This is a genomic window from Prauserella alba (assembly GCF_024171735.1).
GTDB lineage: Bacteria > Actinomycetota > Actinomycetes > Mycobacteriales > Pseudonocardiaceae > Prauserella > Prauserella alba.
The window spans coordinates 77505-98029 of record NZ_JAMTCH010000003.1 but is presented as its reverse complement, the minus strand read 5'-3'; the positions used below and the strand labels follow the sequence as shown (position 1 = coordinate 98029).

The 20525-nt window shown below is 69.7% G+C and carries 19 protein-coding genes; 16 read left to right on the top strand and 3 right to left on the bottom strand.

Annotated elements, in window-relative coordinates:
• The first annotated feature begins 43 nt into the window (after positions 1-43).
• The 7 genes from LY12_RS00455 to LY12_RS00425 all read left to right on the top strand — a co-directional run bounded on the left by LY12_RS00455 (position 44) and on the right by LY12_RS00425 (position 8845).
• Positions 44-994: a GNAT family N-acetyltransferase gene (locus LY12_RS00455; protein ID WP_253852546.1), complete on the top strand. Its 951-nt coding sequence runs from the start codon at positions 44-46 to the stop codon at positions 992-994.
• A complete protein-coding gene (locus LY12_RS00450) occupies positions 894-2315 on the top strand; it encodes an FAD-binding oxidoreductase (protein ID WP_301301734.1) in 1422 nt (473 codons plus the stop codon). The genes LY12_RS00455 and LY12_RS00450 overlap by 101 nt, the downstream gene beginning before the upstream one ends.
• A gap of 30 nt (positions 2316-2345) precedes the next feature.
• On the top strand, positions 2346-3677 hold the full coding sequence (locus tag LY12_RS00445; RefSeq protein WP_253852544.1) for an NAD(P)/FAD-dependent oxidoreductase: 1332 nt from the start codon (positions 2346-2348) through the stop codon (positions 3675-3677).
• Complete coding sequence (locus LY12_RS00440) at positions 3674-4912, top strand: FAD-dependent oxidoreductase (protein WP_253852543.1); 1239 nt, start codon at positions 3674-3676, stop codon at positions 4910-4912. Before LY12_RS00445 ends, LY12_RS00440 begins: the two co-directional genes overlap by 4 nt.
• Positions 4905-6227 (top strand): cation:proton antiporter, encoded by a 1323-nt coding sequence (locus LY12_RS00435; protein WP_253852542.1) that lies wholly within the window; start codon positions 4905-4907, stop codon positions 6225-6227. Before LY12_RS00440 ends, LY12_RS00435 begins: the two co-directional genes overlap by 8 nt.
• 49 nt (positions 6228-6276) lie before the next feature.
• The gene (locus tag LY12_RS00430) at positions 6277-7311 is read left to right on the top strand and encodes a 2Fe-2S iron-sulfur cluster-binding protein (RefSeq protein WP_253852541.1); all 1035 of its coding nucleotides are present in this window, start codon (positions 6277-6279) and stop codon (positions 7309-7311) included.
• 205 nt (positions 7312-7516) lie between these two features.
• Positions 7517-8845, top strand: a complete 1329-nt coding sequence (locus tag LY12_RS00425) for a class II 3-deoxy-7-phosphoheptulonate synthase (protein ID WP_253854762.1) — start codon at positions 7517-7519, stop codon at positions 8843-8845.
• Between the two features lie 102 nt (positions 8846-8947).
• On the opposite strand, the gene LY12_RS00420 is transcribed toward LY12_RS00425, so the two are convergent.
• The gene (locus LY12_RS00420; RefSeq protein WP_253852540.1) at positions 8948-9298 is read right to left on the bottom strand and encodes an ArsR/SmtB family transcription factor; all 351 of its coding nucleotides are present in this window, start codon (positions 9296-9298) and stop codon (positions 8948-8950) included.
• A gap of 61 nt (positions 9299-9359) precedes the next feature.
• On the opposite strand from LY12_RS00420, the gene LY12_RS00415 reads away from it, so the two are divergent.
• Entirely contained in the window at positions 9360-10610 is a 1251-nt protein-coding gene (locus tag LY12_RS00415; RefSeq protein WP_253852539.1) for an MFS transporter, read from the top strand.
• A gap of 137 nt (positions 10611-10747) precedes the next feature.
• Positions 10748-11305 carry a peroxiredoxin-like family protein gene (locus LY12_RS00410; RefSeq protein ID WP_253852538.1) on the top strand — a complete coding sequence of 186 codons (558 nt, stop codon included), beginning with the start codon at positions 10748-10750 and terminating at the stop codon, positions 11303-11305.
• Between the two features lie 212 nt (positions 11306-11517).
• Here the strand turns inward: LY12_RS00410 and LY12_RS00405 are convergent, their stop codons facing one another.
• Together LY12_RS00405 and LY12_RS00400 are read right to left on the bottom strand one after the other, a co-directional pair.
• A complete protein-coding gene (locus LY12_RS00405; RefSeq protein ID WP_253852537.1) occupies positions 11518-11940 on the bottom strand; it encodes a pyridoxamine 5'-phosphate oxidase family protein in 423 nt (140 codons plus the stop codon).
• A 46-nt stretch (positions 11941-11986) separates the two neighbouring features.
• Positions 11987-12586 carry a TetR/AcrR family transcriptional regulator gene (locus tag LY12_RS00400; RefSeq protein WP_301301733.1) on the bottom strand — a complete coding sequence of 200 codons (600 nt, stop codon included), beginning with the start codon at positions 12584-12586 and terminating at the stop codon, positions 11987-11989.
• Between the two features lie 440 nt (positions 12587-13026).
• Between LY12_RS00400 and LY12_RS00395 the strand changes: the two genes are divergently transcribed.
• The 7 genes from LY12_RS00395 to LY12_RS00365 all read left to right on the top strand — a co-directional run bounded on the left by LY12_RS00395 (position 13027) and on the right by LY12_RS00365 (position 20521).
• Entirely contained in the window at positions 13027-14520 is a 1494-nt protein-coding gene (locus tag LY12_RS00395) for an aldehyde dehydrogenase family protein (protein ID WP_253852536.1), read from the top strand.
• Between the two features lie 116 nt (positions 14521-14636).
• Positions 14637-16226, top strand: coding sequence for an APC family permease (locus LY12_RS00390; RefSeq protein WP_253852535.1), 1590 nt, complete (start codon positions 14637-14639; stop codon positions 16224-16226).
• Positions 16227-16243: 17 nt separating this feature from the next.
• Positions 16244-17785 carry a GMC family oxidoreductase gene (locus tag LY12_RS00385; protein WP_253852534.1) on the top strand — a complete coding sequence of 514 codons (1542 nt, stop codon included), beginning with the start codon at positions 16244-16246 and terminating at the stop codon, positions 17783-17785.
• A 315-nt stretch (positions 17786-18100) separates the two neighbouring features.
• Entirely contained in the window at positions 18101-18352 is a 252-nt protein-coding gene (locus LY12_RS00380; RefSeq protein ID WP_253852533.1) for a type II toxin-antitoxin system Phd/YefM family antitoxin, read from the top strand.
• Positions 18345-18764, top strand: a complete 420-nt coding sequence (locus tag LY12_RS00375) for a type II toxin-antitoxin system VapC family toxin (RefSeq protein ID WP_253852532.1) — start codon at positions 18345-18347, stop codon at positions 18762-18764. The genes LY12_RS00380 and LY12_RS00375 overlap by 8 nt, the downstream gene beginning before the upstream one ends.
• A 115-nt stretch (positions 18765-18879) precedes the next feature.
• Positions 18880-19167, top strand: coding sequence for a DUF6403 family protein (locus tag LY12_RS00370; protein ID WP_253854760.1), 288 nt, complete (start codon positions 18880-18882; stop codon positions 19165-19167).
• Entirely contained in the window at positions 19160-20521 is a 1362-nt protein-coding gene (locus LY12_RS00365; protein WP_253852531.1) for a hypothetical protein, read from the top strand. Before LY12_RS00370 ends, LY12_RS00365 begins: the two co-directional genes overlap by 8 nt.
• The last annotated feature ends 4 nt before the right edge of the window (positions 20522-20525 follow it).

The window sequence follows — 20525 nt, the reverse complement described above, 5'->3', positions numbered from 1 at the left end:
GCTCGACCGTTCATTCTTCAATTTCCCACAGTCGGTGGAGGCAATGAAGCAGGACATCGGCGCGCACTTCGGTGCGCGCACTCAAAGTCATGCCAAAAACAATTCTTTCAGCCCGACAACCGATTCCACAACGACCGTCCGAATCGAATCCACCGGCGGATCGTGGCCGGACCTCACGCTGGACCAGCTGCCCACGGCGATCGACGGCTGGCGAACCACGAGAAGCCGGGTCCACGCGGAGACCGGCGTTGCGGACCATGCGGTCATCGATGCGCTGGCACAACACGGGTTCGTCCTCGATCCGGTCGCACTCGCGCAGCGCACCGAGCCGGCTGCGCCGGTGATACTGACCCGCGACTTCTCCACCACGGCCACCGCATGCGAGTGGCTGCCCCGAATTCCACCGCACGGCATCGACGCCGACGGGATCGTCCTGACCCATCCGCACCCCGACGATCTGGACGTGTTGCTCGCCTGCGAGCAGGATCCCGGCGCGCGACTGCACGCGGTCGCCGAACCACTCGACCGGGAAGCACTCGTCGGGCTGCTGGGGTCGGCCTACTTCCAATGGCGAGCCGGTCCGGCGTCGTTCCTGATCGCGCGTGCGTCGCCGGCGGGACCTCCGCTCGCGAAACTGTCGGTGCGCCGTGTGGTCCCGCCGGGAGTCCTCGACGTGGGCTACGTGACCGTGCCTGCACATCGCGGCAAGGGGGTTTCCACCCGCGCGGTCCGCGGCTTCACGCGATGGGCCTTCACCGCAGCCTCGATCCAGCGGATCGAACTCGGTGTGAAACCGGCCAATCGCCTGTCGGCCGCGGTCGCCGAACGTTCCGCCTACCACTGCGAATCAGTCCGAAAAGGACGACTGAGCAATCTCGACGGGAGCTACTCCGATGAACTCAGCTACGTCGCACTCCGACACGAGTGGGCCCACGACTGCGACAGGAACAGCGGCGGCGACGGTCGCAGCGCCCAACAGCCTCAACGTCAGTGAACTTGCCGCGGCCGAGCCCGACCGAATCGACCGCCCCGCGACGGTGGACGAAGTGGTGTCCCTGGTACGCCATGGCTGCAGCGGGGCGGGCGGGTTCCGGGTGATCAGCAGCGGCTTCAACTGGGGCCTCGGCTCGGCATCGGGACCGACACCGGGCCAGCACCTCGTCGACCTGTCCGGTTTGGACACCATCAGAACGGTCGACGCCGAACGCGGCTACGCGATCGTGGAAGCAGGGGTGACCCAGGCACAGCTCTGCGACGCCCTCGCCTCGTCGGGGCGGTTCCTCAACTGCACCGCGTCCTCGCCGGACACCTCGGTGCTGGGAAACATGATGGACCGGGGCGTCGGCCTCCGGCACCAGCGGACCGAGGACCTGCTGGGACTCGAGATCGTGACCGCGTCCGCGGACCTCGGCACCGTCGGCTGGTGGCCGCCGGATTCCGGACTGGCACCAAACAGGTACGGGCTCGGCCCGTCGTCGGTCCAGTTGTTCCCGCAGGCGACCTTCGGCATCGCCACCGCAGCGGTCGTCCGGCTGCTGCCGACCCCGGAGACGACGAACGTCGTGACCTTCACCGCCGCCGAGGACACCTACGACGCGCTGATCGAGGTACTGCGGGGTGCCGTACGCGACCGGCTGAGCGACGCAGTGATCAAGGTCTACGACGCCGGTTCCTCCGACATCTACGGCGGGCACGCCACCGTGACCGGGCACATCTGTCTCGACGGCAGCGCGGACGTCGTCTCGGCCAAACGTGCCGACCTCGCGGGCAGACTCGCACCGATCGGCGCCTGGGTGCTGCCGGAAGCGGAGTTCGCCGGCGATCCCCTCGCGGATGCCGTCGCCCGGTTGTACCGAGGTGACGTTTCCCGGAGCGAAGCCATCGTGCAGGCGTCGCTGGGACGTCCCACCCGCGAAGCCGACGCGGCGGGCCGGGGCTGGCTGTTCGTACTGCCCTTCGTCCCCTTCACCGCCGCCGACCTGAGCAACGCCCGCGGCATCGTGCACGACGTCGGCGTCGAACACGGCGTCGAGGTCGGCACCACCGTCAACGTCCTCGGCCACGATGTGGTCGACCTCGTCATCGCCATCCGGTTCGACCGGGCCTCACCGGCCGCGACGAGAGCCGCCCACCGTGCGTCGGACGAGCTCCACCGCGCACTCGTCGACGCGGGCTACCCGCCCTACCGGCTGGACACCGCGCATCAGCGCAGCGACGTCGCGCCGGGCACCGACCTCAACGCCGTGGTGGCCGCACGGCTCAAGGACGCGCTCGACCCCACCGGCCGGTTCGGACCGTCCCGGTACCTGTCCTGACCAACCCCGACCCTCGACCAGGAGACGAAGATGATCCAGAACGCTGCGGACTACGACGTCGTCGTGATCGGCGCGGGCCCGGCGGGCTCGACCGCCGCCCGGCAGGCCGCGCTGGCCGGCCTCCGGGTACTGATCATGGACAGGGACCCGTTCCCGCGATTCCACATCGGAGAGTCACTGCTGCCGTACATGAGCGGCCTGCTCAACCAGCTCGGTCTGCTCGAGGCGATGCGCAGGCAGGGCCACCCGGTCAAGAGCGGCGCCGAGTTCAGCGACACCACGGGCCGGTTCCATCGCGTCTGCTTCACCGACCAGGGACCGGACCGGTTCCACACGACCTTCCAGGTCGAGCGGTCCCGTTTCGACCAGTTCCTTCTCGACTCGGCGGTGGAGGCAGGGGCGACGGTCCGGCTGCAGTCCGACGTCGGTGACATCGACCTCGCCGCGGACACCGACCCCGACACCCCGCACGTCGTGCACTACACCGGCCCCGACGGCGCTGCGACGCAGGTACGCGGGTCGGTGCTGATCGACGCCAGCGGCCGCACCGGTCTGCTGTCGGCCAAGCTGGGGCTGCGCAAACCGGTCGAGCGGTTGAAGATGGTGGCGCTCTACCGGCATTACACCGGTGTCAGGGAGGAGTCCAACCCGGGGTGGCGCGGGGACGTGCAGATCGGCAACCACGCCGAGGGATGGGTGTGGGCGATCCCGAACTCCGAGGGCACGCTCAGTGTCGGGTCGGTCATGCGCAAGCCGACCCTCCGTGCCGCCGACGACCGCGAGCAGCTGCTCTCCACCCACATCTCGCGCATTCCGCGCATCGTCGAACGACTGGGGACGGCACAGTCACAGGGACCGGCGCGGCAGGAGTCCGACTTCTGCTACTACGCGGACCGGGTCGTCGGGAACCGCTGGTTCCAGGTCGGCGACGCCGCGGCATTCGTCGACCCGATCTTCTCCGGCGGCGTCTACCTCGCCATGACCACCGGTATGCAGGCCAGCGTCGAGGCCGCGGCCATTCTGGACGGATCGAGTACCGCCGACGAATCGGCCGGCCGCTTCACGAGCCTGTACAAGACCGGATACGACACCTACTTCCGCCTGGTGCAGGGCTTCTACGAGTACGAGTTCGACTTCGGGAGGCTGAAGTCGGAGCTGCCGGACACCGTGGACGACAAGTCGGTCTCGCTCTTGCTGGGCGGCGACTTCTGGGGTCAGGCGAACACGTTCGCCGCCGAACTCCGGTCGGTGCCGCGCTGGGACCTGTTCGAGCCGTTCGAGGTGCACTACGGCTGCCCCGCGTACCCCGAGCTCGAACGTGCCGAGCGCACCGGGACACCGGCCACGGTGGGCACGGCATGACGACCGCGAACACCACGGCAGCCGCCCGGCGAGGCGGCGCCGGACAGGCGGGCGCGGTCCACGCCGACGTGGTGATCGTGGGCGGCGGCGTGCCGTCCCTCGTGCTCGCTGCCGGCCTCGCACGGGCCGCACCGGACCTGGACGTCATGGTGCTCGAACGTGCCCCGCGCACGGCGCGGAATCGGCAGGGAGTGCTGGTGCATCCCGCGACGCAGGTCGTGCTCCGGCGAGCCGGCATGACGGCGTTCCCGGACGACGACGCTCCCGGGCCGGTCGAGTACCTCGAAGAGTTCCGGCACCGCCGGCGAATCGGACGGTTCGGCACGCGTCGGCACACCACCGGAGGTGAGGTCCACACGCCGTACAACGTCGGCCTCGCCGCGGTGGCCGACGCCCTGTTCCCGGCGGTGGCCGCGACCCCCAACACCACCGTCCACTACGGGGTCGAACTGTCCGAGGCCGTACACCGGGACGAGGAATGGGACCTGCTGACCACCGGACCGGCCGGGCCGCAGCGGGTGCGTACCCGACTGCTCGTCGCAGCGGACGGCCGCGACTCACCGCTGCGCGAGGTCGCCGACTTCGGGGCGACGCGCCGGTCGTTCCCCGGGCGGGTCGACGTCGTGGCGGTTCCGGTCAGGCGGCAGGGGCCGCCTGCGATCAGCATGGTCGTCGGCGACCGCGATGCCACGACGATCGTCGACAACGGGGTCGGCCCGCACCCGCTCCTGTTCGACATGCAACCCGACGGCACCGCCCCCGATCCCACGGCCGTGCGCCTGCGCCCGCAGGCGCGGCACCGTGCCGAGACCGTGGGACTCGGCCTGCCCGACGACGTGGAACCGCTGCTGACCACAAGCCTGCGCTCCAGCACGGTGCGCTGCGGGACCTGGTTCCGCGACGATCTGTTGTTGCTCGGGGACGCGGCCCACGCGATGCACAATCTCGGCGGCCAGGGTTTCAACCTCGCGGTGCAGAACGCCGCGGCCCTCGTCGGCCCCGTGCACGCGCTGCTGCGTACCGGTTCGCCTGCGGAGATCCAGGATTTCCAGCGTTACCGGTTGCCCTACATCACCGCGCTGCAGGAGCGACAGGACGAGTTCTTCGGCGCGCTCGCGGCCGGCGAACCACCGGCCGACGGCTGGCTGGACCCGCTGCACGAGTCGCTGACGGCGGGGCAACCCGGTCTCGACCGCTACGTCGAGCCGCTGAGGGAGCTGATCCGTGATGCATGACGAGAACATGCACACGTTGCTCGGCGTGACGGCGGCGTTGCTCGTCATCGTCGTCGCAGCCCAGGTGTGCGGGCGCATCGCCGTGAAGGTGGGCCAGCCCGCCGTCGTGGGCGAGATGGTGTCCGGCATCCTGCTCGGGCCGACCGCCCTCGGCGCGTTCGCCCCCGGCTTCAGCGGATACGTGTTCTCCGAGGAGACGAAGCCGACCCTGTACGTGATCGCCATGGTGGGGCTGAGCCTCTACATGTTCCTGGTGGGGTTGGAGCACGAACACCATCCGGCTTCGCGCAGGGAGGCCGTGCTCCCGGTCGTCCTCGCCGTAGCGGGACTGCTGTGCCCGTTGATCGCGGGCAGTGCCGCTGCGCTGTACCTGGACGGCGACTTCCGGCCCGAGGGCGTCGATCTTCCGCTGTTCGTGCTGTTCGTCGGCGGAGCGCTGGCGGTCACCGCCTTCCCGATGCTCGCCAGGGTGTTGCAGGAACGCGACATGGTTCACACCGATTTCGGTGGCGTGGCCACCCGCGCCGCCGCGATCGACGACGCGCTGGCCTGGTGCGTGCTCGCGGTCGTCGGTGCGCTCGCAGTGCACGGGAACGTGCTGGATTCGTGGAAGACCATCGTCCCGGCCGCCGCGTTCGCGGTCGCCGCCTTCCTGATTCTGCCGCGAATCCTCACCAAGCCGATGACCCGCGCCGTCCGAACGGGACACGTCGACGACCGCCTGCTGGTCGCGCTGCTCGGGCTCGTGCTCGCAGCGGCGTGGTTCACCGACTACATCGGGATCTACTCCGTGTTCGGCGGATTCATCTGCGGCGTCGCACTGCCCCGGGTGCGCGGGTTCTCGGCCTTGCTCAACGCGCGGCTGTTGCAGGCGGTGCGCTGCCTGTTCCTGCCCGTGTTCTTCGCCTTCTCCGGCCTGAACACCGACCTGACCGGTGCGTTGAACGCCGACTATCTCGCGGCAGCAGCCGTGGTCTTCGCGGCGGCCTTCGTCTCCAAGGCCATCGCCTCGCTGGGAGTGCTGCGGTCGTTCCGGTGGGGCTGGGGCGAGTCGATCGCGATGGGCGGCCTCATGAACGCGCGCGGCCTGATGATCCTCATCTTCATCAACATCGGCCTCGGAATCGGCGTACTCGAGGAGAGGCTGTTCTCCATCCTCGTGCTCGTCGCCGTGCTGACGACCGCGGTGGCCATGCCGTGCTACCGACTCCATTTCACACCGGCCCGTGAGCAGGACGCACGCGACCGCTGGGCGGCCCGGCACTCGCCCGCCGATCCGGACCGCCGGTTCCTCCAGCCCTCGCCTGCCGGATGAATCCGCCCGGCGACCGGCGCGTGTGGACACACCGAACAAGGGAGCGATGATGAGAACAGAGCCACTGATCCCGGTACGCATCACCGGCGTCGTCGACGAAAGCGCCGACGTCAAGACGTTCACGCTCGAACCGACGACGCCCGGCGCCCGTCTCTCGCACGCAGCAGGCCAGTTCCTGACCCTGAGACTTCCGGTCGCGGGAGAGGGACCGATCACGCGCACCTATTCCCTCTCGAGTTGCCCGGTCACCGACCGGCGACTCGCCGTCACGGTGAAACGCACCACGGGCGGCGTCGGCTCCAACTGGCTCTACGAGGACGCCGCCGTCGGCACCGTGCTGCACACCTATCCGCCCGCGGGCGAGTTCACCCTCGACCCGTCTGACCGGGTGGTGCACCTGTTCGCCGCAGGCGTCGGCATCACCCCGATCATCGCCCTGTGCAAGTACACGCTGGCCGGTACCGGCCGTCGGATCCTGCTGCACTACACAGTCCGCGCCCACGACGACGCACCGTTCCTCGACCACATCCGGCTCCTCGAACGTGCCCACCCCGGCAGGCTGGCGGTCGAGGTCCACGCCAGCGACGAACAGGGACGCCCGGGAGCCTCGGCCATCCGTTCCGCAACGGAGCACGAGCCGGACCCCGTGTCCTACGTGTGCGGCCCTGACGGCTACACCCGGCTCGTCGTGGACACGCTGACCGCACTGGGCCGGCGGGAGGAAGCCGTCCGCACCGAATCGTTCGGCCCCTCCCCCGTGACCGCGGGTGGAGCCACCGGCGCCGCGGATGGGAACGACACCGATCACAGGGCCTCGACCGCACGCGTGCGGCTGGACGGCTCCGAAACCGTCGTCCCGTGGCCCGCCGACACGCCCCTCATCGACGCGCTCGACGCGGCGGGCATACCCGCTCCGAGCTCGTGCAGGCAAGGCGAGTGCCTGACGTGCGAATGCCGGATCATCGCCGGTAACGCGAGCATGCGCAGGAACAACGTGCTCGACGACGAGGACATCGCGTGCGGTTACGCCCTGGCCTGTCAACTGATTCCGCACGACTCCGAGGTCACGGTCGCGTTCTCGTGACACCCGACCGTATCCACATCGCCATCGCCGGCTGTTCCGGCGAGGAAAGGCCGTCATGACATCGCCCGCCGGGAACGATTCCACCGCACCCGCCACCTCCACTGCCGATCCCGCGAATCCCTCGACGGACGCCTCGTCGCGACGGTGGTGGACCGTGGACGTACCGCTGGACACCCTGCCGGGACTACCCCGGCTGCCCGAGTGGATGCGCGCACGGCTCGACGACGCACTCGGGCTCCCCGCGGCGCAGCAACCCGAGTGGCCGGACCCCGAGCTGACGCGCCACGCCCGTTCGGTGCTGGAGAACGTCCCGCCGCTGACGGTTCCTGCCGAGGTGGACCGGTTGCGCAGGCAGCTCGCCGACGTCGCCGCCGGTAAGGCATTCCTGTTGCAGGGCGGCGATTGTGCCGAAACGTTCGAGTCGAACACCGAAGCGCACATCGAGGCGAACGTGCGGACGTTGCTGCAGATGGCCGTCGTACTGACCTACGGTGCGAGCCTGCCGGTGGTGAAGGTCGGCCGCATTGCGGGCCAGTACGCCAAGCCGCGGTCGAAGCCGACCGACGCCATGGGCTTGCCGGTGTACCGCGGCGACATCGTGAACTCCACTGTGGCCGACCCGGCCCTCCGCGTACCCGATCCCGGCCGCATGATCAGGGCGTACGCCAATGCCGCCGCCGCGATGAACCTCGTCCGCACGATGACCGGCCAAGGTATGGCCGGGCTCGGCCGGGTGCACGACTGGAACAAGGACTTCGTCCGGACATCACCGGCAGGCGCGAGATACGAGGCCCTGGCGACGGAGATCGAGCGCGGCCTGCGGTTCATGTCGGCCTGCGGGGTCGACGACGGCTCCCTGCATTCGACCGAGATCTTCGCGGGCCACGAGGCGCTGCTGCTGGACTACGAACGGGCACTGCTGCGCCTGCACGGGACCGAACGGGACGATCCCCGGCTGTACGGCCTCTCGTCGCATTTCCTGTGGATCGGTGAACGGACCCGCCAGCTCGACGGGGCCCACATCGCGGTCGCCGAACTGCTCCACAATCCGATCGGGGTGAAGCTCGGCCCGGACACCAGTCCGGAGGAAGCGGTCGAGTACGCCACGCGGCTCGATCCGCGACGCGAACCGGGCCGGCTCACCCTGATCACCCGCATGGGAAGCGACCGGATCCGGGACGTGCTGCCTCCGATCGTGGAGAAGATCGAAGCGTCGGGACATCAGGTCGTCTGGCAGTGCGACCCGATGCACGGCAACACGTACTCGTCCGGAACCGGGTACAAGACCCGCCACTTCGACCACATCGTCGACGAGGTGCAGGGCTTCTTCGAGGTGCACCGCGCGCTGGGCAGTCACCCCGGCGGCATCCACGTCGAGCTGACCGGTGAGGACGTCACCGAATGCCTCGGCGGGGCTCAGGACATCTCCGACGTCGACCTCGCCGGGCGTTACCAGACGGCCTGCGATCCTCGGCTGAACACCCAGCAGTCGCTGGAATTGGCGTTCCTGGTGGCGGAGATGCTGCGCGGGTGAGGCCGCGTAGCGGAGAGCCGGAGCGCGTCCTCACCGGCTGACAGCGTCACCGGCTGACAGCGTCACCGGCTGACAGCGTCGCCGGTGACAGCAGGACGGGTCTCAGGCCGCCGCGCTGTGCAACCGGACGTCGGCGACCCCCGTGCCCGCTTCGCCCGCCAGCGCGAGTGTCGTGTCGAGCAGGCCGGGGAACCGGCCTTCGAACTCGTCGCTGCGCAGCCGCACGAAACACCGTTTGCCCTCCTCGCGGGTGCGGGTGATGCCCGCGGACCGCAGGACCTTGAGGTGGTGACTCAGCGTCGAGTTGGCGACCGGCGCGTCCAGGTCGCCCCAGGCGCGTTCCTCACCGTCGCTCAGCAGTCTCACCAGCCCCAGGCGGATGGGATCGGCGAGGGCGTGCATCACCGTCGGCAGGTCGAGGTCCTCCATCGAGGGGTGTGTTGCGGCGGCCATGCGGTCGATCATACTATGAACCCGATTGTTCGATGTTCGTCGAAGATAGAAATGAGGGACCATGTCGAGCCACCGCACCTCGACGCTCAGCGTTGCCGGTTACCCGGTCTGGCTCCTGTGCTTGTTCGTCGGAATGCTGGCCCTGGGCACCGACGAGTTCGTGATCTCGGGGATCCTGCCGGACGTGGCCCGTGATCTCGGTGTCACGCCGGGGACCGCGGGCCTGCTGGTGACGGGCTTCGCGATCGCCTTCGCCGCGGGGGCGCCGATCCTGGCGTTCCTCACCGACCGGCTGGACAAGAAGGCGGTGCTGACCTGGTCGCTGGTGATCTTCGCCGTCGCGAACGCCGCCGTCGCGATCAGTGACGATTTCGTGCTCACCCTGATCCTGCGGGTCGTGGCGGGCCTGGCGGCCGCCGCCGTCTCCCCGACCTGCATGGTGATCGCGGGCATGGGGGCGCCCGAAGGCAAGAGCGGCCGGTACCTCGCGGTCGTCACGGCCGGTCTGACCGTGGCGCTGTTCACCGGCGTGCCGTTCGGCGCGTTCCTCGGCGACGTCCTGTCGTGGCGGGCGACCTTCGCACTGATCGCCGCGATCGGCGTACTGGTGGCCGCGCTCAGCGCCGTACTCGCCCCGTCCGTGCCCGGCGGCCCCGTCACCGGTATCGCCGCCCGGCTCGCCCCGGTCCGCAACCCGCGGGTGCTCGGCCTGGTCGCGGCGATGTTCCTGTCCGGCGCGGGCGGCCTGATGTTCTACAGCTACCTCGGCACGATCTTCACCGAGCAGCTCGGCGCCACCGCGGGCGATGTCACGGTCGCACTGCTGGTCGTCGGCCTGGTCGGTGTCGTGGCCGTGTTCTTCGGCGGCGCGCTCAGCGACAGGCTGTCGCCGCGGCCGGCGCGGCTGATCGTGCTCGGCGGCCACTGCCTGGCCCTGGGTGCCCTGGCGGCCTACCTCGCCTCGGGCGCCGGTTTCGGCCTGACGTTGTTCCTGTTCGTCGCCGTGTGGTCGGTCTTCGCGTGGGCGCTGAGCCCGGTCATCCAGGCCGGCATCATGAGCGTCGCCGACGACCAGCCCATGCTCGCCATGTCACTGGGCATCAGCGGTCTCTACGGCGGCAGTGCGCTCGGTGCCGCGCTCGGCGGCTATCTCGTCGACAACTACGGTCCGGCCGCCATCCCGCTCGTCGGCACCGTCTGGCTGGCGATCGGCGTCGCCTGCGCCCTCGTCCGCCCGGCTCCCACCGCGGACACGGCCGAGGACGCCACCGAGGACACCGAGGCACCGGTCTCGACGAACACCGCTTCGTGACCAGCACCTCGTGATCGACACCGTTCTCGTGATCGACCCTGCTTCGTGACCGACACAGCTTCGTGACCAGCACCGGCCCCGAACCACCGCGCCCTGTGCCGCAGCGGTGCGGGCATCACTCGACAAGGAGCGAATCCATGACCACCACACCAGCCGGCAGCGCACCGGCCACCACGCCGCCCGCTCCGCCCCGCCCTCGCAGTCGGGCGCCCGAGCTCACCGTCGACCTCGTCGGCGGCGGCCGCTGGAGCCTGTCCGAGCAGCAGCCTGCCGCGTTCACGATGATCGTGTTCTACCGCGGCCTGCACTGCCCGGTATGCCGTGGCCAGCTCGCCGCGATCCGCGACAGCGCCGACGAACTGGCAGGCCTGGGCGTCGAACCGATCGGCATCAGCGCCGAGAACCAGGCGCGAGCCGAACGCATCCGCGACGACTGGGACCTGTCCGAGCTGCCTCTCGGCTACGACCTGTCGCTGGAGGCGATGCGGGAGTGGGGACTGTTCGTGTCCACGGCGGCCAACGACAACGAACCCGCGGTGTTCCCCGAACCCGCGACGTTCCTCGTCGACGCCGAGCACCGGATCTACTACGCCTCGCTCACGTCGATGCCGTTCGGCAGGCCGCAGCTGGCCGAACTGCTCGGCGGCATCGACTTCGTCACCAGCAGCAACTACCCCGCGCGCGGCGACAGCTGAGCCACCCCTCCGGTGGGGCCGGTGCCGCGTCTCGGCACCGGCCCCAGCGCTGCCCGCACATCCGGCGACGACATCGGCCCACCGGGCGGGACGTCGCCGCGGCCGGATCAGCCGTGCGCCGTCGGAGCCCGGCGGCGATCCCCGCCACGCACGGGTCGCGGACGAGGTCGCCGACGAACTCCGCCTGACCGTGTATCTGCAGGAGTAGGTCGTCAGAGCGAACCCATGTCGGCGGACAGCCAGTGCTCCGGCCGCATGGTGATCACGGTGTGCTCGCCGAGGTACCGGCGCTCGTACTCGAGGAACTCCTCGGCCTGTTCGGCGGACAGATAGCGGACGGCCATCTCGACCGACAGGTCGTGGCTGTCCTCGGAGAACTCCGCGGGACCCTCGACGCTGACGTACCGGATGCTCGGCTCGACCCGCTGGACCATGAGACTGAAGCGGCCTGCGGTGCGAATGGCCCGCGCCTTGCGCGAATCGGGCCCGGTGCGGACCCAGAGGGTGCCGCCGGGCGTGTACTGATACCAGATCGGCACGTTCAGCGGCGCCCGTTCGGCCGACTCGACCACGGACAGCGCACCGATGTGCGGCTGGGCCAGGAACTCTTCGCGTTCTTCCACTGTGAGCGCCATGAAACGACGCTAACGCCGACCACCGACATGTGCGCTGTGAGAACCGTCAGCCGTCGAGCAACCGGCGGAACGACGCCTCGACCTCGCGGCGTCCGGGTAGCTGTTCACGCACGATGCCCTGCAGCTGCCAGCCGCAGAACAGCACCGACAGTGCGCGACCGGTCTCGGCGTCGGTGTAGCCCGCGAACAGGTCGGCCAGCGCGGTGTCCCACTCCTGGCTGACGTGCTGCAGCGCGGGCCGGTGCAGGGCCGCGATGTACAGCTGGTGTTCGACGACCGTCTGCGCCCGCGCCGGGCCGAGGTAGTGCAGGACGAGTTCCGCGAGCGCCTCGGCCAGGTCGCCGCCCGCATCCAGCCCGGCTGCCCACGTGCGCAGATGGTCGACGTCGTCGTCCGCGGCCTGCCGAAGCGCGCTGGCCAGCAGGTCGTCGAGGGTCTTGAAGTAGTAGGTCGTCGATCCGAGCGGCACTCCCGCCGCTGCGGCGACCCGCCGGTGCGTCAGCTTCTCGACCCCGACCTCGGCGACCACCTCGATGGCGGCGCGCGCGATGCGCTCCCTGCGGTCCGGGTCGCGCTGTCCGGCCGCGCGCGCCCCGGTCGACCGGGGCACTGTCGCGTCGGAGGTGGCGGCGTCGGGAGTAGTCAAACCTCGGGGCCCTTCACAGCTGGCGTCTCACGTTCGAAGTCCTCACCTTGCCATGCGGGGCGTGGAACACGGTGCGGCGCAGATCACCGCTATCGCGAATCCACTGCTCGGCGGCGCATTTTTCGCCTCCTCCACAGAAGCCCCTGAACCATTGGTGTACAGATGTACATGTCCGGTGTTAGTGTCCTTCACCGGCGTCGCGCCGATGCGGAAGAACCCACCAGGGAAACCGCTCCGCGCCGGCGCCGCACGCGCCGTCGAAACGATTCCGACGCCCGGAATCGCCGCGGAAACATCGTCCGCGGAAACGGTGCCGCAGCCGGAATCGGCGGCCCACGAGGTCGCCGGTGAAACCGCGACGACGAACGTGAAACGGCCGCACTCGCGAGGCCGGAACCGACAACGAACACGCCGACGAACGAGAAAAGGGCGATACGATCATGCCGAACGCCGACAATTCGGCTGCCACGCTGTTCATCGACGGCGAATGGCGGACCGCCGCGGGCGGGCGGACGAGACAGCTCCACTCCCCCGCCGACGGCACGCTGGTCGCCACCGTCGCCGAAGCCGACCGCACCGACACCGAGCAGGCTGTTGCCGCCGCACGCCGGGCGTTCGACGAGGGCACGTGGGCGTCGAGTTCGGCGTGGGACCGGGGTGACCTACTGTTGCGCGTCGCCGACATCCTGGTGCGCGACAAGGCCGAGTTCGCCCGTGCGGAATCGCTCGACACCGGAAAGCGGCTCGTCGAGAGCGAATTCGACATGGACGACATCGCGGGGTGCTTCCGGTACTTCGGCAAACTCGCAGGCAACGATTCCGGACGTGTCGTGGACACCGGCTCACCGGATGCGATCAGCCGCGTGCAGTACGAGCCCGTCGGCGTGTGCGGCATGATCACACCGTGGAACTTCCCGTTGCTGCAGGTGGCGTGGAAGGTGGCGCCCGCGATCGCCGCCGGTGACACGTTCGTGCTCAAGCCCAGCGAGCTGACGCCGAGCACGGCGATCCTGCTGATGCGCGCGCTCACCGAGGCCGGCCTGCCCGCGGGTGTCGGGAACCTCGTGCTGGGCACGGGTGCCGAGGTCGGCAGCGTGCTGGCCGAGCACCCGGACGTCGACCTCGTCTCGTTCACCGGCGGGCTCCACACCGGCCGGACGATCTCCGCGCTGGCAGCGCCGACGGTGAAGAAGGTCGCACTCGAGCTGGGCGGCAAGAACCCGAACGTCGTGTTCGCCGACGCCGACTTCGACACGGCCGTCGACTTCGCGCTGACCGCGATCTTCCTGCACTCCGGGCAGGTGTGCTCCGCCGGTGCGCGCCTGATCGTGCAGGACGAACTGCACGACGCGCTCGTCGACGAGATCGTGCGCAGGGCCGAGCGGATCCGCATCGGTGGCCCGTTCGACGACGACGCCGAGACCGGACCGCTCATCTCGGCGGGCCATCTGCACAAGGTCGAGGAATACGTCGCGACGTCGGTCGCCGAGGGTGCCGTGCTGCGCACCGGGGGCGCCCGCCCGGACGGTGAGCGCTACGCGGCGGGCCACTTCTACCTGCCGACCGTGCTCGACGAGGTGCAGCAGGGCTCGCATGCCGTCACGGAGGAATCGTTCGGCCCGGTGCTGACCGTCGAACGATTCACCGACGAGGACGACGCGGTGCGCATCGCCAACGACACGCACTACGGCCTCGCCGGTGCCGTGTTCACCGGCGACCCGGCGAAGGCGCAGCGCGTGGCCAACCGGCTGCGCCACGGCACCGTCTGGATCAACGACTTCCACCCGTACCTGCCGCAGGCCGAATGGGGCGGGTACAAGCAGTCCGGCATCGGCCGTGAACTCGGCCGTGGCGGCCTCGGCGAATACCAGGAAGCCAAGCACGTCTACCAGAATCTGCGGCCCGGTCCGCAGCGCTGGTTCTCCGGCGAATAAAGCCGGAATCACGGCGCGGAACGAACTCCGCGCATTTCGCACTACGCAGGAAACGACCACCCGGGAGAAGTGTGCCCGCTCCGGCGGGCGCGGAATCCGGGAAAGGAGTTCGGGGCATGAGTGCGCCCAACCACGACGCCGGACTCGGCGAGTTCGGCTACACCAACAAACTGAAACGCAGTCTCGGCGGATTCCATACGTTCGCCGCAGGGATCAGCTACATCTCGGTGCTCACCGGCACCTTCCAACTGTCCTACTTCGGGCTCGGCCTCGGCGGTCCCGCCTACTGGTGGTCCTGGCCGATCGTGTTCGTCGGACAGTTGCTGGTGGCGTTGAGTTTCGCCGAGCTGGCCTCGCGCTATCCCATCGCGGGTTCGGTCTACAACTGGGCGAAGAAGCTCGGCGGGCGCCACGTCGGCTGGCTCGCGGGCTGGATGATGCTACTGGCCTCGATCGTGTCGATCGCGGCGACGGCGCTGGCGTACCAGAACACGCTGCCGCAGATCTGGGAGGGTTTCCAGTTCATCGGCGACGGCCGTGACGCCACGGACGCCGCCGTCAACGGCATCGTGCTGGCGATGTTGCTGATCCTGTTCACCACGCTCGTCAACGCCTACGGCGTACGGCTCATGGCGCGGATCAACAGCACGGGCGTGTTCATCGAACTGGTCGCCGCGGTGGCGCTGATCGTCGCGCTGGCGCTGGTCGTGGTGAATCCGCCGACCGTCGTGTTCGAAACCGGCGGTACGGAGGCCGCGCACGGCGGCAGCTACCTGACGGCCTTCCTGGTGGCCGGTATCGCCTCGTCGTACGTCATGTACGGCTTCGACACCGCGGCCTCGCTCGGCGAGGAGTCGATCGACCCGCACCGCAACGCGCCGAAGGCGATCCTGCGCGCGCTGGTCGCCTCGTTCCTGCTCGGCGGGCTGATCCTGCTGTTCGGCATGATGGCGATCCGCGACCTCGACGCCCCCGAGCTGGGTGTCTCGGGGCTGCAGTTCGTCCTGAACGACGCGCTCGGCCCGTTGGTCGGCAGGCTGTTCCTGCTGGGCATCTTCGTCGCGATCACCGTGTGCGTGCTGGCGGTGCACACCGCCGCGATCCGCATCATGTTCGCGATGGCGCGCGACAACGCGCTTCCGGGCGGCAAGCGGCTGGCCCGGGTCAGCCCGCGGTTCCAGACGCCGGTCCTGCCCGCCGTGTTCATCGGCGTGCTCGCCGTGGTGCTGCTGCTGGTCAACATCGGCCAGCCGCAGATCTTCACCGCGGTGACGTCGCTGGCGATCATCCTCATCTACATCTCCTACCTGCTGGTCACGATTCCGATGCTGGTCGCACGCCTGCGCGGGCAGTGGCGGCCGACGAAGGATGAGGGCCGGTTCAGCCTCGGCAAGCTCGGCCTGCCGATCAACGTGCTCGCCGTCGTGTGGGGACTCGGCATGACGGTGAACCTCGCGTGGCCGCGCACCGAGGTGTACAACGCAGAACCGCCGCACCACTGGTACCTGCAGTACAGCGCGGTGTTGTTCGTCGGGATCGCGGCCGCGGGCGGATTCGCGTACTACTGGTTCGTCCAGCGGCACAAGGTCGGCGTGCTGGCCGACCACGCCGCACCCGAGAAGTCCGAATCGGACTCGGCCACACCCGGATCCGACGACGACCCGACCGCGCCGACATCCGACCGCGAAGCCTCGAGCCTCACCTGAGCCAGGAGGGAATTCCCATGACAGATCAGTTCGACTACGTCGTGGTGGGCGGCGGCAGCGCAGGTGCGGCGGTCGCGTCGCGGCTGTCCGAGGACCCCGACGTCACGGTGTGCCTGCTCGAAGCCGGACCGTCCGATGTGGGCGACCGCAACATCCTCGAACTCAACCGCTGGATGGCGCTGCTCGAATCCGGCTACGACTGGGACTATCTCATCGAGCCGCAGGCCAGCGGGAACTCGTTCATGCGGCACGCCCGCGCCCGTGTGCTGGGCGGCTGTTCGTCGCACAACTCGTGCATCGCGTTCTGGGCCCCGGCCGAGGACCTCGACGAATGGGAGTCGATGGGCCTGCCGGGCTGGGGCGCGAAGGACGTCTTCCCGCTGTACAAGCGATTGGAGACCAACGACGGCCCCGGCGAGCACCACGGCCGCAGCGGCCCGGTGACCATCCGCAGCGTTCCGCCGAACGACCCGTGCGGCGTGGCACTGCTGGAGGCCTGCGAGCAGCAGGGCATCCCGACCACGGAGTTCAACTCCGGAACAACCGTCGGTCACGGGGCGAACTGGTTCCAGATCAACGCCCGTGAGGACGGCACCCGCTCGTCCTCGTCGGTGTCCTATCTGCACCCGGTCATGGACCGGCCGAACCTGGAGATCCGCACGGGGGCGTGGGCCAAGAAGGTCACGTTCGACGGCACCCGCGCCACCGGCGTGCAGTACCTCGACGAGGACCAGATCCACACGCGCAGCGTCACCGCGCGCCGCGAGGTCGTGCTGTCGACAGGTGCGATCGACACGCCCAAGCTGCTCATGCTGTCGGGCATCGGCCCGGCCGAGCATCTTCGGGAGTTCGGCCTCGACGTGCTCGTCGACTCCCCCGGCGTCGGCGCCACGCTGCAGGACCACCCCGAGGGCGTCATCAGCTGGGACGCCAAGCAGCCGATGGTCACGGAATCGACGCAGTGGTGGGAGATCGGCATCTTCACCCGGACCGAGGGCGGTTCCGGACGGCCTGACCTGATGTTCCACTACGGCTCGGTGCCGTTCGACATGCACACGGTGCGGCAGGGCTACCCGACCTCGGAGAACGCGTTCTGCCTGACGCCGAACGTCACCCGGGCTCGGTCGAGCGGCACGGTGCGGCTGCGCAGCCGCGACTTCCGCGACAAGCCCGCCGTCGACCCGAAGTACTTCACGCATCCGCACGACATGCGCGTGATGACCGAGGGCATCAAGCTGGCCCGCCGGATCACCGAGCAGCCCGCGATGCGTGAGTGGGCAGGCGCCGAGCTCTTCCCCGGGCCGGATGTGCAGACCGACGACGAGATCGCCGACTACATCCGGCGCACCCACAACACGGTGTACCACCCCGCGGCGTCCGTCCCGATGGGCGCCGAGGCCGACAAGCCGCTGGACGAGCGGCTGCGGGTGAAGGGCGTGCACGGGCTGCGCGTTGCGGACGCCTCGGCCATGCCGTTCCTCGTGGCGGTGAACCCGAACATCACCACGATGGCGATCGGCGAGAAGTGCTCCGACATGCTCAAGGCCGACAACGCCTGATCGCAGGCGGTGGCGCCACGGCGCCGACACTCGCCGCGGCCGGGTGCGATCCCCCGGCACCCGGCCGCGGTGACGCCGTGCCCGCGCCGTGACCTCCGACCACGGCGCGGGCACGGCTGCCATCCGGGGTCCCTCCCGGTCCCGATGCGGGAGGGAACCCGGCCGGCAGCGGGCGACATCGGTGGCAAACAGCAGGCACGGCGCAGTAGGCACGGTGCGGCAGGCACGGCACAGCCACGACAGTGCGGCAGGCGGTCGAACACGACTTCGCGCAGCGCTTTTCGCAATCCTGCTCACAATTGCTACCATGGTCCCATGCCCGAGATCACGCCCAGCGAACTCCGCAACGACAGCTCTCGCATCCTGAGCCGAGTCGAACACGGGGAGCGCTTCACGGTCGTTCGCGGCAACACCCCGACCGCCGAGGTCATCCCGACGCAGCGGCGCCAGTACCAGAGTCGGGCGGAGATCATCGCGGCGGTGGCGGCGCTGCCCCCGATCGACATCGAACGATTCCACGCCGACCTCGACGCTCACGTCGACGGCGACATCGTCGTCGATGAGTGAGCCGACGGAGCCGGCAGGTCCGGCGCTGATCGACACCAATGTCGTCATCGACCTCGGAAGCGGTCTCGCGCCCGAGGCGCTACCCGACGGGGCCCTGTACCTCAGCGCCATCACTCTGGCCGAGCTGTCCGCAGGCGTGACCGCCGCGAGAACTCCCGACGACCAGGCCGCCCGGCTACGTCGACTCCAGTGGGTCGAGAGCAGCTTCGCGCCGGTGCCGTTCGACGCCGAGGCCGCACGCTTCTACGCCCAGATCTACGCCCGCGTCCGCGCTGAGGGGCGCCAACCTCGGAGGCGGCTCGCCGACCTGCAGATCGCGTCCATCGCCGGTGCGCACGGGTGGCCGCTCGTGACGCGCAACCCGGCCGACTTCACCGGCCTCGATTCCCTCATCGAGCTCGTCGCGGTGTAGCCGGACGGACGCGGGTGCACGTCCGTGACCAGGCGCGGGCTGTGACCTGTGTCCGAGATGTCAGGTCTGGCCGCGGAACGGGCGCCGCATCGGCAATACTCCTGCGGTGACCTGGATGATCTGGCTGATCGGCGGCCTCGTGCTGATCGGCGCCGGCGTGGTGAGCGCCTACCTGCCCCGGCTGCGCGCGCACGGCGAACGGAAACGCGCGGCCTGGGCGACGGCGAAGGCGGCGATCGCCGCCGCCGGGGTGAGCCGCGACGCCTGCGCCGCCGACGTGCCCGAGGCGCGGCGGCTGCTCGCCGAGGCCGAGGCGCTCAGCGGCGGCCCCGACGCCGCACGGACCGCGACCGAACTGGCCGAACGCGCCGACACGCTGTGGCGGGAGGCGCGCGATGGCTGACCGCACCCTCGACATCGCTCGCTGGGCGCTGGCGGGGGTGGCAATCCTCGTCGCGGTGGTTTTCCTGCTCCAGCAACGCCAGGGCGACATCGACGTCAGCTACGGCGGGTCGCCGTCGTCGGACTACGAGGAAGGCGATGCGGGCGAGCTGGGCGACCACACCGTGCCCGCGACCGAGCAGATGGTGCGGCAGGTGCAGGCCGAGCCGGTCGTGCGGCTGCCCGGGGCGGACGCGACGTGGAACCGGCAGTGGCTGCGCGAGCACGTCGACACCGCAGGCGTGCGGCTGCTGTTCGCACCGCCCGGGCTGGACGAGCGGGAACGTAAGCGGGTCAGCGAGGTCGCCGAGGACCCCGGCATCGCCGACGCACCGTTCGAGCTGGTCACGATCGTCGGCACGAAGGTCCGCGGCGGTGTGTACACGGCAGAGCCCGACGACCTCGACGGTTTCCAGCGGCAGTTCGCCGCCGACGACGTCACGGGACTGCTCGCAGCGGTGATCACCGGCCTGCGGGAGGGCGGCGATCCGCCGTCTCCTCCTGGCCTGACCTGGCGTGAGCCGAGCGGTGCCGAGCTCGGCACCGTCGCAGCCGACCTCGAACGCGACCGGCTGCACGTGGCGGAAGGGGCCACCCTGTCGGAGGTGCCCGGCAATGCGGCCGACGCCTTCCCCGGCACCGAACCGATGGTCGTCGCGCTCCCGCGCCAGGACCCCGGCCGTCCGGTCCCCGACTACGCACCCGCCCTGGCCGAACGGTTCCCCGACACTCCGGTCGTCGTGCTGTACGGCAACTACGTCGACTACGCGGGTCCGCACCGCGGCCAGTTCTACGAGGTGGCCACGGCCGGGGTCTACGGCATGCTGGGCGACCGGCTCAGCCGCTTCGACTACCCGCAGGACAACGTCCTGTACGCGTGGCTGAACAAGGTGACCGACATCCGGTACGCGGGCCTGTTCGACCGCCCGCTGCCGTACCAGCCGTTCGACCCGCTGAAGGTCACGATGCCCGCGCTGCCGTTCGTGTTCGCCGGGTGCGTGCTCGGGGTCGTCGTCCTGTCGGTGACGGCGCTGCGCCGCAGGCCGTCGCACGGCAGGCCGCCGACGGTGCGCCTGGCCGCGTTGTCGGCGTTGTCGGTCGAGGTCTCCGGCCTGACCACCGAGGCGAGCGACCCGTCGCTGACCCGCGCGATCACCCACCTCGACGCGGCCAGGGAACGGGACGGGTCGGCAGCGGGCAGGCGATCGGCCCACCAGCTCCTGGACAAGGCCGAACGCGAACTGACCGAGACGGCACGGCTGATCGGGCGCAGCGACTACGAACCGCGGCGCTACACCGCGGGCTGGGGAGTGTGACCGG